17 protein-coding genes are annotated in these 16,123 nt (G+C 38.3%); 11 read left to right on the forward strand and 6 right to left on the reverse strand.

Going from position 1 to position 16,123, the window contains the following annotated elements; genetic code table 11:
- Nucleotides 1-503: 503 nt before the first annotated feature.
- Together ACGF49_RS15765 and ACGF49_RS15770 are read left to right on the forward strand one after the other, a co-directional pair.
- A complete protein-coding gene (locus ACGF49_RS15765; RefSeq protein ID WP_146748028.1) occupies nucleotides 504-737 on the forward strand; it encodes a hypothetical protein in 234 nt (77 codons plus the stop codon).
- Nucleotides 692-1,921, forward strand: a complete 1,230-nt coding sequence (locus ACGF49_RS15770) for a stiblene epoxidase (RefSeq protein WP_113040565.1) — start codon at nucleotides 692-694, stop codon at nucleotides 1,919-1,921. Before ACGF49_RS15765 ends, ACGF49_RS15770 begins: the two co-directional genes overlap by 46 nt.
- 137 nt (nucleotides 1,922-2,058) lie before the next feature.
- Here ACGF49_RS15770 and ACGF49_RS15775 read toward each other — a convergent pair whose 3' ends face one another.
- On the reverse strand, nucleotides 2,059-3,762 hold the full coding sequence (locus tag ACGF49_RS15775; protein ID WP_113040566.1) for a glycosyl hydrolase family 18 protein: 1,704 nt from the start codon (nucleotides 3,760-3,762) through the stop codon (nucleotides 2,059-2,061).
- A 401-nt stretch (nucleotides 3,763-4,163) separates the two neighbouring features.
- Between ACGF49_RS15775 and stlA the strand changes: the two genes are divergently transcribed.
- The 6 genes from stlA (at nucleotide 4,164) to ACGF49_RS15805 (ending at nucleotide 8,921) form a co-directional block, all read left to right on the forward strand.
- Nucleotides 4,164-5,762 carry a phenylalanine ammonia-lyase StlA gene (gene stlA, locus ACGF49_RS15780; RefSeq protein WP_113040567.1) on the forward strand — a complete coding sequence of 533 codons (1,599 nt, stop codon included), beginning with the start codon at nucleotides 4,164-4,166 and terminating at the stop codon, nucleotides 5,760-5,762.
- Nucleotides 5,763-5,889: 127 nt separating this feature from the next.
- Nucleotides 5,890-6,027: a hypothetical protein gene (locus ACGF49_RS15785; protein ID WP_158536447.1), complete on the forward strand. Its 138-nt coding sequence runs from the start codon at nucleotides 5,890-5,892 to the stop codon at nucleotides 6,025-6,027.
- On the forward strand, nucleotides 5,987-6,736 hold the full coding sequence (gene ydfG, locus ACGF49_RS15790) for a bifunctional NADP-dependent 3-hydroxy acid dehydrogenase/3-hydroxypropionate dehydrogenase YdfG (RefSeq protein ID WP_113040568.1): 750 nt from the start codon (nucleotides 5,987-5,989) through the stop codon (nucleotides 6,734-6,736). Before ACGF49_RS15785 ends, ydfG begins: the two co-directional genes overlap by 41 nt.
- Nucleotides 6,737-6,867: 131 nt before the next feature.
- A complete protein-coding gene (locus tag ACGF49_RS15795) occupies nucleotides 6,868-7,230 on the forward strand; it encodes a DUF1283 family protein (RefSeq protein WP_387491795.1) in 363 nt (120 codons plus the stop codon).
- A 21-nt stretch (nucleotides 7,231-7,251) separates the two neighbouring features.
- Nucleotides 7,252-7,524: a DUF1161 domain-containing protein gene (locus ACGF49_RS15800; protein WP_191214686.1), complete on the forward strand. Its 273-nt coding sequence runs from the start codon at nucleotides 7,252-7,254 to the stop codon at nucleotides 7,522-7,524.
- Between the two features lie 365 nt (nucleotides 7,525-7,889).
- Nucleotides 7,890-8,921, forward strand: a complete 1,032-nt coding sequence (locus ACGF49_RS15805) for a metallophosphoesterase (protein ID WP_228902211.1) — start codon at nucleotides 7,890-7,892, stop codon at nucleotides 8,919-8,921.
- Between the two features lie 145 nt (nucleotides 8,922-9,066).
- On the opposite strand, the gene bioD is transcribed toward ACGF49_RS15805, so the two are convergent.
- Entirely contained in the window at nucleotides 9,067-9,741 is a 675-nt protein-coding gene (bioD, locus tag ACGF49_RS15810) for a dethiobiotin synthase (RefSeq protein WP_113040572.1), read from the reverse strand.
- Nucleotides 9,742-9,860: 119 nt separating this feature from the next.
- On the opposite strand from bioD, the gene ACGF49_RS15815 reads away from it, so the two are divergent.
- Nucleotides 9,861-10,055, forward strand: a complete 195-nt coding sequence (locus ACGF49_RS15815; protein ID WP_228902214.1) for a hypothetical protein — start codon at nucleotides 9,861-9,863, stop codon at nucleotides 10,053-10,055.
- On the opposite strand, the gene ACGF49_RS15820 is transcribed toward ACGF49_RS15815, so the two are convergent.
- Both ACGF49_RS15820 and ACGF49_RS15825 read right to left on the reverse strand, forming a co-directional pair.
- Nucleotides 10,041-11,252, reverse strand: coding sequence for an ROK family transcriptional regulator (locus ACGF49_RS15820; protein ID WP_228902216.1), 1,212 nt, complete (start codon nucleotides 11,250-11,252; stop codon nucleotides 10,041-10,043). The two genes, ACGF49_RS15815 and ACGF49_RS15820, sit on opposite strands and share 15 nt — an antisense overlap.
- A gap of 255 nt (nucleotides 11,253-11,507) precedes the next feature.
- Nucleotides 11,508-12,422, reverse strand: coding sequence for a LysR family transcriptional regulator (locus ACGF49_RS15825; protein WP_228902217.1), 915 nt, complete (start codon nucleotides 12,420-12,422; stop codon nucleotides 11,508-11,510).
- Between the two features lie 234 nt (nucleotides 12,423-12,656).
- On the opposite strand from ACGF49_RS15825, the gene ACGF49_RS15830 reads away from it, so the two are divergent.
- Entirely contained in the window at nucleotides 12,657-13,865 is a 1,209-nt protein-coding gene (locus ACGF49_RS15830; protein WP_387491814.1) for an MFS transporter, read from the forward strand.
- A 154-nt stretch (nucleotides 13,866-14,019) separates the two neighbouring features.
- Nucleotides 14,020-15,036, forward strand: a complete 1,017-nt coding sequence (locus ACGF49_RS15835; RefSeq protein ID WP_113040575.1) for a hypothetical protein — start codon at nucleotides 14,020-14,022, stop codon at nucleotides 15,034-15,036.
- 109 nt (nucleotides 15,037-15,145) lie between these two features.
- Here the strand turns inward: ACGF49_RS15835 and ACGF49_RS15840 are convergent, their stop codons facing one another.
- Nucleotides 15,146-15,295 carry a hypothetical protein gene (locus tag ACGF49_RS15840; protein WP_158536448.1) on the reverse strand — a complete coding sequence of 50 codons (150 nt, stop codon included), beginning with the start codon at nucleotides 15,293-15,295 and terminating at the stop codon, nucleotides 15,146-15,148.
- Nucleotides 15,295-15,831 carry a hypothetical protein gene (locus ACGF49_RS15845; RefSeq protein WP_113049487.1) on the reverse strand — a complete coding sequence of 179 codons (537 nt, stop codon included), beginning with the start codon at nucleotides 15,829-15,831 and terminating at the stop codon, nucleotides 15,295-15,297. Before ACGF49_RS15845 ends, ACGF49_RS15840 begins: the two co-directional genes overlap by 1 nt.
- Nucleotides 15,832-16,123 lie beyond the last annotated feature (292 nt).

A 16,123-nucleotide genomic window follows, 5' to 3' on the forward strand; every position in this document is an offset into this window, starting at 1 on the left:
TAATTGGGAGAAAAATATATTAAATTCAATTATTATGGAAATAATTTCATATTAATGATAATAATATATCCACTAAAATAATATTCAACCATCAGATCGATTATTTTATTTTCTTCTAATAAAGCAGATGAAAATTAATGTAGTTGCATTGTGAAACTAATCATGTCATGTTTATTAAATAGTTGAAGATCGAAACAAGATGAATATTAATTTATTCACACAAACATCATTTACTGTCATGTTATCTTGAATACGTAAAACAAACACGAAGTTAGATTAACACATATCACTATAAAGTATTAATTTTATGAAAAATTATAAAATATAAACATTAAAAATTCACTTTAACAATTTAAGCGATCAATTTTTTAATTAAATATTATTTAATAAACAGACACATAACTTTTTTACCAAATATTTTTAGAGATAAAACCCCAAGCTTTCTTGCTCTATTTCGATGTACAGTATATTTTTATTTTAAATACTATAAAAAAGTCATGGCTGTGATTAGATATAATCACCACGATTTAGCCAGAATCGTTCATATCTATACCCTATGGATTTCAAGATGGATCGCGACGGCAAGGGAGCGAATCCCCGGAAGCATAGCGAACAATGTGACCGAGGTGAGTGAGTGCAGCCAACAAAGAGGCAACTTGAAAGATAACGGGTATATAACAGGAGAAATATTATGCACGTCGGTATTATTGGGGCGGGGATTGGTGGTACATGTTTAGCACATGGATTACGTAAAAATGGAATCAAAGTGACGATATATGAACGAAACTCTGCTGCATCATCCATACTTCCCGGTTATGGAATTCATATTAATACATTCGGCAAGCAGGCACTGCAAGAATGCCTCCCGGATGAAAACTGGCTAACCTTTGAGGAGGCATCAAGATATATTGGCGGACAATCACGGTTTTATAATGAACGTCTACGTCTTCTTGCTGTTCAAGGCGGTCTTATGAACGGGCAGATCATTTCCGAGCAGCGCCTGTCAATAAGTAGAACTGAACTTAGAGATATATTAAGCCAAGGGCTTTCAAATACAATTCAATGGAACAAAACATTCGTTCGTTATGAACATATTGAAAACGGTGGTATTAAAATTTTCTTTGCCGATGGCAGTCACGAAAATGTTGATGTCCTTGTCGGTGCAGACGGAAGCAATTCAAAAGTACGTAAGCAGTACCTTCCTTCTATCGAAAGATTCGATGTTGGTGTTAGTATAATCATTGGTCGTGCGCGTCTTACCCCGGCTCTCATAGCTTTGCTACCCCAAAATTTCCGGGATGGTACACCCAATAGTATCGTACCTAAAAGCCCCGACTGGTTGTTCATCTCTATGTGGCGCGCTCCAGTTAATATCCATGTAGAATCCGCCTTAGCAGAAATAGATAATTTTATCGTATGGGTTTACGTAGCAGCAACAGATAGTCTGCCTGACAACATCACCAATTTTTCCGCTGAAGTCCTCTGCGATCTAGTCCGAGCCCGTATGACTTCATGGGACCCAAACCTACATATTCTGATTAAACAAAGTGATATGGAAAACATATCTCCGCTACATTTACGCAGCATGCCCCATCTTCTACCCTGGAAATCCAGCACCGTCATATTACTTGGGGATGCTATTCACAACATGACGCCAATGACAGGCTCAGGAGCGAATACAGCGCTGCGAGACGCACTTTTGCTCACGCAAAAGCTTACTCAAGTGGCGTCAGGCCAAGAAGAATTAATCAAGGCAATTTCAGATTATGAGCAACAAATGCGCGTATATGCTAATGAGATTGTTGGAATTTCATTGCGTAGCGCCCAGAATGCTGTAGAACATTTTTCAATACCACCATTAAAACAACGGCATTTGAGTATAAGAAAAAATACATCTCAAAGTTATCAATACCGACGTTAATATTCCGAGTAAATTGTCATACCTGAACTAACTCCATACCATTACTCTAGATATACTGGTTACAACGATAAGAATGAGGTGAAGATAAAAAAGATCCGCCACCAGTATATATCATACTGGTGGCTTGGTTTAATTAATTATGCAATTTTTACCCAAGGATAAGCATCAGATGTTTCTGCGCCGTCTGGCACGGTGCCTCTACTCCACCATTTAGCTTCCCAATTTTGATTGTTCCAACTCACTCTATCGCCGGCATTATATGCCCTATTTGCATCCCAGACAGGGTAATCACTCCCTGTATCTGGATTAACTGGATCAACCGGCTCAACATTAACACCCTTGAAGTAGAATGGTGCCATATCTATTTTTTCCGTGATTAACTCACAACCAAGCCCTTCCCTAGCTGCATTGACCAATAAACCACGATCTTGATCTGCGGTCCATGTAAATATTCCTCCCAGATTCTTTTCTAGTACATATTGTGCTTTAGATTTAACGGAACGAGGGGTATCAAGAGAAATAAACAACTGACTATCCTTATTATAGAGATAATCAGCGTCTGCTATTTCATCGGTATATAAGTCAAAATTATTTCTTCCCCTCTTTTCTTCCAAATCCAGATAATTATATATCGTGTCGTACCATTCTGTGGTCCCTGATTCAAACGAACCGGTTGTTGTAATCTTCGGTTCTTTTTTCGGGACATAACCAGGATCATAACTGCCGGATAATGGAGAATAACTATCAATAATCGTATTTCTGGCATTGCGTGAATAACCGGTGTAACCAATATTGATGGCAGATGCAGGTACGCCAAGGCTCAATAAATATTCAACCGCCTTTTCTACACTATTCTCACCACCAAGATAATTACGGAGATTCGTGTGATGTAACACCTTTTCAGCCCACGGAGTACCAAAGAAATCATAGGTCATAACATTAATACCATATAGTCCAACTTGCAGTAATTCAGGTATTTTTGATTTTTCCATTTTCTCTGGTACCGCCGAACAAGCAATACTTATTTTTATATCTGAACGCCCTGCTTCTTTAAAAGCAGCAGTTAAATCTTTAATTAAACTAACATAATAATCACCATCGTCTGGCGCATACATGTTACCTTCATTTCCAGCAACGCCCGGATACTCCCAATCAATATCAATTTCGGTAAACATAGGGAAACGTTGGAATATATCAACTAAACTCGAACAGAAATAGGATTTTAGTGTTTCGTCTCTGACCATATTATAAAAGCCATTACTCATGGTCCAACCGCCAACACTAAATGACATAATAAGATCATGGCCTTGAGCTTTTGCAGCTTGTTGAACCTTAGCCAATCCACCTAATACGCCCATACTTTTAGATTGATCAAAATCCCTTGGCATTTGGATATCTTGCCAACCAGAATAAGTACAATTCTGATAAGATTGGCAATCTCCCCAAGCATCTGTGAATGTCACTTCTCCATTATTGGTGCGGGCAAATAATGGCGCTTGCTCTTTAATTTGCTGCTTTTTTTCGCCCTCATCACCTAATATTCCACAGAAACCAATAACTAATTTATCATAAGCAAAAGGATTATCTAAAAGGTGCTGTAAATCTATTCCTCTACCTCGACGAATGGGATCTTGATTTCCTTGTAATCTACCGTCATATTGCGACCAATCTGTATAATAACCAAAAACTTTAGGTTTATTACGTGTGTCATATTTATTATAGACTGGTAATGCGGTTCTTCCCGATGTGTAACTAAAATTTATTGTTTCAGTTGATGGATTGAAATTATCTATCTGATAAGACTGTTCACTAAGCGAATCTGTCTGGATTATTTTTGACATAAATCACCTCGACTAGATATCAGTTTATTTTTCGATGAACACTCCAATTGCTTTACTTACGTGGTAACATAATTACATTCTAGTTTGTATTCTTAGGAAAACAAATAATTGTTATTTGTTTGATTGTTAATGGTCAACTCAAATTTATGTCAATGGATTTTATATTACCGACCATTTATTATCATATAACAAAAACAAATAATTGCAAATTGCAAATATATTAATTGCCATTATTACAATTGCCTCCTCAATTAAATTTGTAAATTAATTTTTACGAACCATTTGTTTTAATTTTATTTCAAATTGACTGTATTTTATATTTTATATCTATACTAATTTGTATCCTTAGGGGTGTTCGTTTCTTCAAAATATTATTACCATTCTTATATATGGAGATTAAAATGAAAGCTAAAGATGTTCAGCCAACCATTATTATTAATAAAAATGGCCTTATCTCTTTGGAAGATATCTATGACATTGCGATAAAACAAAAAAAAGTAGAAATATCAACGGAGATCACTGAGCTTTTGACGCATGGTCGTGAAAAATTAGAGGAAAAATTAAATTCAGGAGAGGTTATATATGGAATCAATACAGGATTTGGAGGGAATGCCAATTTAGTTGTGCCATTTGAGAAGATCTCAGAGCATCAGCAAAATCTGTTAACTTTTCTTTCTGCTGGCACTGGGGACTATATGTCCAAACCTTGTATTAAAGCGTCACAATTTACTATGTTACTTTCTGTGTGCAAAGGTTGGTCTGCAACCAGACCAGTTGTCGCTCAAACAATTGTTGATCATATTAACCATGACATTGTTCCTCTGGTTCCTCGCTATGGTTCAGTGGGTGCAAGCGGTGATTTAATCCCTTTATCTTATATTGCACGCGCATTATGTGGTATCGGCAAAGTTTATTATATGGGCGCAGAAATTGACGCTGCTGAAGCAATTAAACGCGCAGGGTTGACACCATTATCGTTAAAAGCAAAAGAAGGTCTTGCTCTGATTAACGGCACACGGGTAATGTCCGGTATCAGTGCAATTACCGTCATTAAACTGGAAAAACTATTTAAAGCCTCAATCTCTGCGATAGCCCTTGCTGTTGAAGCATTACTTGCATCTCATGAACATTATGATGCCCGAATTCAACAAGTAAAAAATCATCCTGGTCAAAAAGCGGTGGCAAGTGCATTGCGTGATTTATTGGCAGGTTCAACTCAAGTTAATTTATTATCCGGGGTTAAAGAACAAGCCAATAAAGCTTGTCGTCATCAAGAAGTTACCCGACTAAATGATACCTTACAGGAAGTGTATTCAATTCGTTGTGCACCACAAATATTAGGTATAGTGCCAGAATCTTTAGCTACCGCTCGGAAAATATTGGAACGGGAAGTTATTTCAGCTAATGATAATCCATTGATCGATCCAGAAAATGGCGATGTTCTACACGGTGGGAATTTTATGGGGCAATATGTCGCCCGAACAATGGATGCATTAAAACTGGATATTGCTTTAATTGCCAATCATCTTCACGCCATTGTGGCCCTTATGATGGATAACCGTTTCTCTCGTGGATTACCCAATTCACTTAGTCCGACACCCGGCATGTATCAAGGTTTTAAAGGCGTCCAACTTTCTCAAACCGCTTTAGTTGCTGCAATTCGCCATGATTGTTCTGCATCAGGTATTCATACCCTCGCCACAGAACAATACAATCAAGATATTGTCAGTTTAGGACTGCATGCTGCTCAAGATGTTTTAGAGATGGAGCAGAAATTACGCAATATTGTTTCAATGACAATTCTGGTAGTTTGTCAGGCCATTCATCTTCGCGGCAATATTAGTGAAATTGCGCCTGAAACCGCTAAATTTTACCATGCAGTACGCGAAATCAGTCCTCCTTTGATCACTGATCGTGCATTGGACGAAGATATAATCCGCATCGCGGATGCAATTATTAATGATCAACTTCCTCTGCCAGAAATCATTTTTGAAGAATAAAAAGAGAATCACTGAGAGTTTTTCAATCATCTCTTGACTAAAAATACAGAACCCCATTTATACCCAATGGATTTCAAGATGGATCGCGACGGCAAGGGAGCGAATCCCCGGGAGCATAGGTAACTATGTGACCGGGGTGAGTGAGTGCAGCCAAAAAAGAGGCAACTTGAAAGATAACGGGTATACTGATGACAGAAATAGTACGAGTAAAAAAGGGGTTTTGTATGATCGTTTTTGTGACAGGAGCAACTTCAGGTTTTGGTGAATCAATTGCCAGAAAATTCATTCAAAACGGTTCTAAAGTTATTGCAACTGGACGCCGTAAAGAACGGTTAGAAAAATTAAAAGCTGAACTGGGTGATAACTTTTACTTTGTTCAACTTGATGTCACTGATCGGGCCGCTATCAATCAGGTTGTAGAACAATTACCAGAATCACTCCGTCAAATCGATATTTTAGTCAATAATGCCGGTTTAGCGCTTGGATTAGAACCCGCTCATCGGGCTAATCTGGATGACTGGGAAATAATGATTGATACCAATGTCAAAGGGCTTGTCAATATGACCCATGCTCTACTGCCTCAAATGGTAGAAAGAAATCATGGGCATATTATTAATATCGGTTCTACCGCTGCAAGTTGGCCATATTCCGGTGGAAATGTTTATGGCGCAACTAAAGCCTTCGTCAAACAGTTTAGTTTGGGCTTACGAGCAGATTTGCAAGGAAAAAATATCCGAGTCACTGATATAGAACCCGGTTTAGTTAGTGGAACTGAGTTTTCTTTAGTACGTTTTAAAGGCGACAATGATAAAGTGAATAAAACCTACGATGGCACGCAGGCATTAACCGCCGAAGATGTCACTGAAGCTGTTTTTTGGGTCGCTAATTTACCTGCTCATGTCAACATTAATACATTAGAAATGATGCCAGTTTGCCAGTCATTTGCCGGGCTTAGTGTACACAGAAATGAATAATTACACTCTTCTTGATAATTTGTTGAACATATTAATGCTATCTTATAATTTATCTATCTGATAGTTTCTTATTGTGCCATCTAAATTGGCTCCACTTACTCTACACTCAAGAGGATTCAAGAGGATAAAAGATGAATATTTGTAATTCTTTGATATTAAAAGCAATGCCAGCTATCGCTCTGGCAATACCATTGTTATGGCAAACGCCAGCATTGGCGACAACCTGTACTTCCGGAAGTACCTGCGTCACAGTGAGTGGTAGCGGAGATTCTGTGCTCGATAAAGAAGCCGCCCGCCAAAGTAAAGAACAATGGGATGAAACAAAGAATCTTCGCACTAAAGTTAATAAACGTGCTGAGAAAGAGTTCGACAAGTTCGATAAAGCGATTGATGCTCGTGATGCATGTATGAAAAGTACCAATATCAATGCTTATTGGGAACCCAATACCGAACGTTGTTTAGACAGCAATACAGGTATGCCCATCAGACCGTAATATAAGGTGATGACAATGAAGATGAAGAAAGCGCTTTTATTTAGCGCATTGATCTTTACCCTATCCCCATTCGCACTTGCTGCACAAGCTTCATGCGAAAGCGTGAAAGAGCAAATTGCGCAGAAAATTATCAATAATGGTGTGCCGGAATCTGGCTTTACATTGGAAATTGTTGCTAATGACCACATTGAACAAGCCGGTGGTAAAATCGTTGGGCATTGTGAAAATAATGCCAAAAAGATTGTGTATACCCGGCAAGGAAGCCAATCTCAAGCTCATCCGACCGCCAAATAAACCCACATTATCTTTCTGAAGGAAGATACCCAAAGTTCAGAGAAAATATTACGCCAATATTTTACCGTTGATGAATGATGAGATGAATAGAGGTCGAGGCTATACGCCTTCGGCCCCTTTTCACGTTATACCCGTTATCTTTCAAGTTGCCTCTTTGTTGGCTGCCCTTAGCAAGCTGACCTGAATGATAGCTTTAATATAGTTTCCTATGTGAACCATTAGCTTTTTTAAAACTGACAATCTAAATAATCAACTCTAATATCATAACGTTTTGAAACAAAAATATTTACCGAATAATTATACTGAGTTAAATATCTTATTTGCTCAAATAATAATCATGTTGAAAATTTAAAATAGGAAACGTTATGGGTGATCTTATCACTAAGAAAATTCGCTTTGTCGTGGTGTTTTTTATAGCATTAGCTATATCAGGATGTAGCGCTGTCGCAGGAAATCAAACAGAAGCCCAGAATTTTAATGGCAACAGCAATTATAAAATTGCCGTGATGTCAGATCCTCAGCCGTGGCGTTTATATCCTGAACAAGGCGATCCTAATGCCGACAAAAAACCGTGGGAAGAATTAAATAGAAAAGTAGCAAACAGTATCAATACTATTTATGAACGCAATCATCTTGCTTTTGGCATCGTTAATGGTGATCTTACCGAGTTTGGACGCGCTAGCACCAGAAGAAGCCTTAAGGAGATATATACATCAAAAATCAAATTCCCGCTATTTATGGGATTGGGAAATCATGATTATGCAAATAATGTTAATGATTGTACTTACCCCGAAGGCTTTGATTTCAGTCGTAATGCCTGCGCCAGATCCGCTGTATTTGATATGGCAGAGAGAATAAATGGTTATAGTAAAGTATTGAATAATTTCTCCTATGACTATGACAATAAAGCATGGAAAGGCAGTTTATCTTATTCATGGGATTTCGGTGATATTCATTATGTTCAATTGCAAAACTATCCTACCTATAGTGTCAATTTGGAGCACTATATCAGCCCAACCGTTTATATTACAAAATCCCTTGATTGGTTGGAAAGCGATCTCAAATCTGCTCAAACAAGAGGAAAAGCAGTCGTTTTAAACTTTCACGATGGGTATGACCATTTTATTGATAATAGCAGTTATGCTGAAAAAGAGAGATTTAGATCATTGATTGAACAGTACAATGTTATGGCTGCTTTTGTTGGGCATTCACATTTTCTTGACGAATACACCTCCTATATCTTTGGAAACGCAAGAGTCTATGACAGTGGAGCACTATTTAAAGGTGATTTCTTTATCATTGATGTTAACAAAAAATGCATGGAAATATCTGCATATAATGGCATAAATGGTATTCCCAAGTTTATTAAAAGAATGACGAGTGTTTGTGGTAAATAGAGATCAAGCTTATTATATCATATTGAGATTTTAGGTTGTTGATGATAAACCTCACTTTTCTACAAGTGAGGTTTTATTGTTAATCGACCGCCAGTCACAATCACAATATTTTTTATGGTATTCGTTCAATATGATAAATCCACACTTATTCCCCCCTAACTTGTTTTAATATAGTGGAAATCTCCAAGTAGCAGGATAAATCTTTTTCTTCCGGACGTAAAATATAAGGAATTTCACCTAACTGTGGCGCATTAATGTGACGGCGTAACCTATCCATCACTTTCGTATAGTGCGATAAACCAGGATTAATTCTGTTAGCTACCCACCCTACTAACTGCAATCCATCATTTATTATTGCCTGCGCGGTTAAAATTGAGTGATTTACACAGCCAGACTGAATACCAACAACTAAAATAACTGGGATTTTTTCCCGAATCACCCAATCAAAATAAAAAGTTTCATCATCCAGTAATACACGCCAACCGCCGTTACCTTCAATAATAACGCGATCTGCTTTATTACTAAGATTATTTAATCCTTTTCTCATCTGTTCGAAATCAACCTGATTGCCTTCACAATACCTGTTTTTCCAGATAACTGGGTTAATTTCTTCATATTTAAGTGGAACGGGAGAAGATTTTTGTAGAATCACACCATCTCGATTACGCATACCTTCTTCTGTTTCATACCCTTCTGTGGCTATAGGTTTATACCCTACTGCCGTTGCTCCATCACGATTAAAAGCTTGTAATAATGCACGGGTAACAATTGTCTTACCTATGTTGGTATCTGTCCCCGTAACAAATAGGCGCGTTAACATAAATTCTGTTTTCCATAATGACAGATAGAACCCGGTTAATGAGCGCTTAAGTCTAGAGGATGCGACTATAAGGGAGATTGCGTTAGCTCAATGTTTTGTTTAATTGCTACGCCAATTTAGTGAAAAAATTTATATATACCCAATGGATTTCAAGATGCATCGCGACGGCAAGGGAGCGAATCCCCGGGAGCATAGATAACGATGTGACCGGGGTGAGTGAGTGCAGCCAACAAAGAGGCAACTTGAAAGATAACGGGTATAAAGTTAATATTACAACCAGAGAACCTCTATCAAGTATATTATCCTTTCATTAAACTGATCAATAATGAACCATCATATAAAGCTTTTTTAACTGACGCTACCGTGGATAATGTACCTGAATTATTGAATTTTGTTGCAACCAATTCAATCTGTTTACTATAGGCAGGCAAAGCGTGTTGTTGAATACATTCACTAATCACCGGATACAAAACTTGTTGTGAAGCATTAAGAGGAGAACCCATCAAAATTTTTTCTGGGTTAAATAAATTGACCATCATTGCGATAATATGCCCAATTTTTACTCCGATATCACGAATAATATCTACTGCCAAAGTATCACCGTTATTAACCGCCTGACAGAATGACTCAACGGTCAGTGGTTCACCGTTTAGTAAAGAATCGGGTACCATTGCCAACTGCCGTTTTGCTCTGGATAAAATATGGCTGATGCCTACAACCGTTTCCAGACACCCAACATTCCCACAATAACAGCGTTCACCATCAGGCTGAGCCTGAATATGCCCTACCTCCATGACACCACAGTTGCCAGCATGCAATGTTTGCCCCGCAATAATCACGCCAACACCAACATGTTCATCAATGACCATTTGGATAACATTCTGACAATTTTTTGCTGTGCCATATAGTGATTCAGCTATCGTCCAGGCAGTTATTTCATGTTGAAGAAATACCGGTAATCCGGTGCGACGATGCAGATATTCTCCTATTGGCAATTCCTGAACCTGGTAATAAGGGAAACTGTGGATTAAACCTTGGGTCGGATCAACAATCGCATTTACCGTCATGCTAATTGCCGTCAGACGCTCAAGATGAGATTGATAGCGACCAAAAAATGCATCAATCTCATCAATAATGCTATCTAAAAAGGATTTTTCTTTGTTGGCCGGTAATGGTAAAACATCTTCAACAATTAACTTGCTACTTAAATCACGCAGTCCCAATATTAAACTTCCCAAGTTAATACTGACGCACAGGAAATGCCAACTTTCAGAATCAAGCCTCAATCCGGTCGCCGGGCGCCCTCTAAATCCTAAATCCAAAAATTCCGTTTCCATGACTAAGTGTGCATCGACCAATTCACGGACAATCTTAGTAATACTGGCTGGAGCAAGTTGAGCTTTTTTGGATAGCTCAATACGGGAAATTGGACCATATTGATCAATTAACCGATAAACAGTACCAATATTAATCTGTTTTATCTGATCAATATGCCCTGGTTGTCGATCCATTATTTACCCTTTTACGCTCTATACCCGTCATCTTTCAAGTTGCCTCTTTGTTGGCTGCACTCACTCACCCCGGTCACATCGTTATCTATGCTCCCGGGGATTCGCTCCCTTGCCGTCGCGATCCATCTTGAAATCCATAGGGTATAATTAATTCACGTTTCAAAATAATTGTTGGCTGATTATGTCGAGGTTTTAGGCAAAAAGTATGATTCTTTCAATAAATATGTGATATTCAGCACGAAATTTAGCTTATTTCTACTTATTTTTTCCATTCAAAATATTAGATATAAGTAGGTTTATCAGCCTGTCTGCGGCGGCCGATATTGGCCGGTTTTTGTGATTTACCAACCAGACCTCAGAATAAGGGTGGTTATCAGCTAATGGAATATACTGGACACCATCCACTTTCATTCGAGTAAAAGATTCAGTCACAACACTGACACCTAATCCAGCAGAAACCAGCCCAAGAATGGTCATCGCTTCGCCTGCTTCTTGTGAAATCATCGGCGTCACGCCTGCTTGAGCAAGTAATGTGATGATTTCATCATACAAAGCAGTCCCCACTTCGCGCTCAAAAAACACCATCGGATAGCTCGACAACATTTCGAGCTTTATTCCCTGTGGAGCATATTCCAACAAAGGATGTCCATCATAAACAGCAAGCCTAAAAGGTTCCCGAAATAATAGCCGATACTCAAGGTTATCGGGTAATTGGGTATTACGCATGATACCAACGTCGATCCGGCCCGTCAGTAATGGCGCAATCTGCTGTTTAGTATTCATCTGATGCATATGAATAGCGACTTCCGGGTAACGTTCCCGAAATTGCCGTAAACTCAGAGTGACCTTATTCATAAAAGGTATCGTAGAGGTGAAACCGATAGATATTTCGCCTAATTCCCCTTTTTGCATTCTTGCTGCTTTTGTTGCAGCAGCATCAACCTGAGCCAGGATCAGATAAGCTTCTTTCAGAAACATGTTACCTGCCGGCGTCAAGCTCACATTCCGGTTATTACGTTCTAACAACCGCGCATTTATACTATTTTCAAGTGATTGAATCTGTTGGCTTAATGGCGGCTGTGAAATATTAAGCCGTTCTGCCGCACGACCAAAATGTAATTCCTCTGCCACTGCAATAAAGTAGCGTAAATGCCGTAACTCGATAGCCATAATCACCTTTGAGATCTAATACATATTATTGTTAATGATTAATATATTAGACAAAATATTTTGCAATTCATATGCTTGATCTTCATCAAAATATAAGCTAGCTAATGAGTTAAGTAAGGAAATTATGTGAGCGCCAGCCCTAGTAGTAATACCAGTCCTAGTAATACCAGCTCTAGTAATAATAGTAGTAATATCGGTGAAAATTTGACTCCCGGTAATCATCTTGTCCAAAATATTCAAAATATTCAAAATAAGAAAAGTCATATTCAGAAAGATGATCCTCTATATATTAGAGTGACGTTGTCACTCTTTACCGTAGGGCTAGCTGCATTTGCCCTACTCTATTTCGTTCAACCAATCTTACCCATGCTGTCGGATGATTTCGATGTTTCTCCTGCTACCAGTAGTTTATCTTTATCCCTTTCAACGGGAATGCTGGCATTGGGCTTATTAATCACCGGTCCTCTGTCTGATGCTATTGGCCGTAAAAATGTGATGGTAACAGCGCTATTTGCCGCCGCATTTTTCACTTTACTCAGTGCATTTATCACCAGTTGGCATGGAATTCTGGTTGTACGCGCTCTGGTTGGTTTGTCTCTCAGTGGCGTAGCCGCCGTTGCAATGACTTATCTTAGTGAGGAAATCCATCCTAACTTTGTTGCTTTATCAATGGGACTTTATGTTAGTGGTAATGCTATTGGTGGCATGAGCGGGCGATTAATATCAGGTGTTATCACCGATTATTTCTCATGGCGGGTTTCTGTCATCGTATTAGGTTTATTAGCATTAATTGCGGCAATGATGTTTTGGCGTATGTTACCTGAATCGCGCCATTTTAGGCCAAGTTCTCTCAAACCTAACTCTTTATTAATCAATCTGAAATTACATTTTCGTGATAAAGGATTGCCATTACTGTTTTCTGAAGCCTTTTTACTCATGGGCGGCTTTGTTACCCTATTTAATTATATAAGTTATCGTTTATTGGATTCGCCCTATTATTTCAATCAGTCAATTGTCGGTATGTTGTCTATTGTTTATCTGGCAGGAACATGCGGCGCATCCAAAGTCGGCACATTAACCCATCAATATGGACTCGGAAAAGTGCTAATTGCGATGATAACTATGATGCTAATCGGTACGCTTATTACCTTATTATCATCTGCGGTGATGATTATCATTGGGATGATAGTCCTCACTTTCGGTTTCTTTGCTGCACATGCTGTTGCCAGCAGTTGGGTCGGACGTCGTGCTCGCCGGGCCAAAGCACAAGCGTCTTCCCTTTATCTGTTTTGTTATTACTTTGGTTCAAGTGTGGCTGGTACTTTGGGCGGTATATTTTGGCTCCAATTAGGTTGGCATGGTGTTGTTTTATTTATTGCTATTCTTCTCTCTTTGGCTCTACTTTTAGGGTTTAAACTCGCCAAACTTCCAGAGGCAAAATAATAGAAGACCAGAATTTTTTATCCGCCAGGTAATGTCCTTCACTTTCTGATTTGTCAAAAATTAATGTGTTTTTTTGCCGCGATATTAAAAATCGTGGCAACATTATTCAACAAAAAAACAAACATTAATACTCATATATAAGGAAGAGTTAATTATGGGAAATTCCATATTTGAAGGTTTCACTAAAGAGGAAATAAAATTGGCATATGAATTTGATATGCTAAATCAATCTATGGTGATGGCAGAAGCGAATGCCTATGCGCTGCAAAAGCAGTTATATCGCCTTAGCCAACCACAAAAACTGCTAAATAAAATAGGTCGGAATGCACTGGTGGAGATTAAAGATACGATGATACGTTCAGTGCCTGCTTCAATATGTGCAGGATTGGCAGGTGCTGCTACGGCATCAGGTGGCCCCGCTATCTCTTTTCTCGCCAGTGCGGCAGCGGGAAGTATTGGTGGAGAATTGGCAAAACCTATTACGTCAAGAACCGGTGTTCATACTCAATTGTATCCGACCTGTACCGGCAATACGATTAAAAACATTGAGCAAGAGGTACAGGGGAAATTACAGGGAAAATTGAGTGGTTACCCTAGGCTATATGAACTATACCGTACCTATATAAACAAAGAATATACGCGGGATTTTGTGCTTGATACCGCACTGGCAAATACACCTGATGTGGTTACCAGTGCTATAACAGAAGGTGTCAATAACTGGACGGCGGGTACTTTCAGTTCCATGTTGAAATATGGTCCAATACCTATTGTGGCTTTAACTGCGGCGGCGGGATTAGATCCTCGTGGTATTTATAATAAAGGCAAAGATACATTTCATGCTATGGCTAGCATAAAACCTGGCCCACACGCAGGGGGTAATCTGAAAGCGAAAAAACTGGAAAAATTACTATGTACTTATCAGGAATATTTACCCTATCTGGAGCAAAATTTATTTCGCGCACGAGATTGCTTAACGAAATTGATTGAATCGCTGAACAGCAATCTGGATAGAAAATTAAATGTTAAAGCATTCATGAAAAAATCCCCTAATCTTGCCTTATCATATAAGAACGCTCACATGGCATCTCAAGAAATTATCAATATGCTTGAGTTATTAATTATGCTGGAAAAAGAAAGGGAGAATCAGGTAGTTAGGGAAACCTGTTTATAAGATTAATCCTCTTTTAGGTACGTTAACGCAAACCAAGTGACCTAAAAGAGGGTTCTAATCAAGGTGGTGTACTTGACGGTATATAAAACACTTACCAACCCTCTTGGTATCATTTATACCCGTTATCTTTCAAGTTGCCTCTTTGTTGGCTGCACTCACTCATCCCGGTCACATCGTTATCTATGCTCCCGGGGATTCGCTCCCTTGCCGCCGCGATGTATCTTGAAATCCATTGGGTATATACAACTAAGCCATTCACTAATTAATAATGACTTGAAAATCTGTAGAAATTAAATTGGCTAAAAAATTTGAACTCACTTTATTTTTTACAAAAAAAGATAGATTTGGAAATATAGAATCTTTACCACTATAACTCAATTCACCCTCTTTTATAATATAACAACAGGGTTCAATTAAATTTATGCTGTACTCTCCAGCTCCTGTATCATCGGAATATATACCAAAATTATCAAAACCGTTCTCAACATATTCCCCATTATTGAAAAACCAATCTTGAGTTGGCTGCTCCCTGGACATTTCTGCCGTAAAATTTCGGGGAGTGAAAAACTGTGCTTTAAACGTGAATGCAAGATAAAGATTTGAAATATTTGGATAACAAAATAAGTTGCGAAATTCTGAAATATTCTGGCCATCTAACCATATAAATCCTGGAGTACAAATGCGAAAATTCAAATTCTCCGCATTCCATTTCTCTATCTTTCTATCGGGTGCTAATGGGAATTTCATCACGATACCATTTGGAGCATATTTGTTTACATAAATATTAGTCATCATTGTGCCTCATCTTTTAATGGATTTTCCTGGCTCAATAGCCCCAACCTTGTTTATTATCTCTTTTTTACAGTATAATGCCATAAGTGGATTACCGCTAATATTCCACGATCAAAATTACTTCACATTCATCACACTGCTAGCAAAAATAAGAAAATACCGAAATTTATTTAGGGTAAGTGCAAAACATTAACCTACTGAAAAATTATTATCAGCACTGATATCAACATTAAAATAATATACAGTAAGATTATTCCCATATGGAAATAAACAGGAAATCGGACAACAAGAATAC

It is taken from the genome of Photorhabdus sp. RM96S (genome assembly GCF_042879335.1).
Lineage (GTDB): Bacteria > Pseudomonadota > Gammaproteobacteria > Enterobacterales > Enterobacteriaceae > Photorhabdus > Photorhabdus kayaii.

What these genes read in the sequence shown, in the direction of transcription:
- bioD (WP_113040572.1), bottom strand. Translation starts at nt 9,741, where the DNA reads ATGTTAACGCGCCTATTTGTTACGGGGACAGATACCAACATAGGTAAG.
- ACGF49_RS15795 (WP_387491795.1), top strand. Translation starts at nt 6,868, where the DNA reads ATGAATATTTGTAATTCTTTGATATTAAAAGCAATGCCAGCTATCGCT.
- ACGF49_RS15800 (WP_191214686.1), top strand. Translation starts at nt 7,252, where the DNA reads ATGAAGAAAGCGCTTTTATTTAGCGCATTGATCTTTACCCTATCCCCA.
- ACGF49_RS15845 (WP_113049487.1), bottom strand. Translation starts at nt 15,831, where the DNA reads ATGATGACTAATATTTATGTAAACAAATATGCTCCAAATGGTATCGTG.
- ACGF49_RS15835 (WP_113040575.1), top strand. Translation starts at nt 14,020, where the DNA reads ATGGGAAATTCCATATTTGAAGGTTTCACTAAAGAGGAAATAAAATTG.
- stlA (WP_113040567.1), top strand. Translation starts at nt 4,164, where the DNA reads ATGAAAGCTAAAGATGTTCAGCCAACCATTATTATTAATAAAAATGGC.
- ACGF49_RS15805 (WP_228902211.1), top strand. Translation starts at nt 7,890, where the DNA reads ATGGGTGATCTTATCACTAAGAAAATTCGCTTTGTCGTGGTGTTTTTT.
- ACGF49_RS15825 (WP_228902217.1), bottom strand. Translation starts at nt 12,422, where the DNA reads ATGGCTATCGAGTTACGGCATTTACGCTACTTTATTGCAGTGGCAGAG.
- ACGF49_RS15770 (WP_113040565.1), top strand. Translation starts at nt 692, where the DNA reads ATGCACGTCGGTATTATTGGGGCGGGGATTGGTGGTACATGTTTAGCA.
- ACGF49_RS15775 (WP_113040566.1), bottom strand. Translation starts at nt 3,762, where the DNA reads ATGTCAAAAATAATCCAGACAGATTCGCTTAGTGAACAGTCTTATCAG.
- ACGF49_RS15820 (WP_228902216.1), bottom strand. Translation starts at nt 11,252, where the DNA reads ATGGATCGACAACCAGGGCATATTGATCAGATAAAACAGATTAATATT.
- ydfG (WP_113040568.1), top strand. Translation starts at nt 5,987, where the DNA reads ATGATCGTTTTTGTGACAGGAGCAACTTCAGGTTTTGGTGAATCAATT.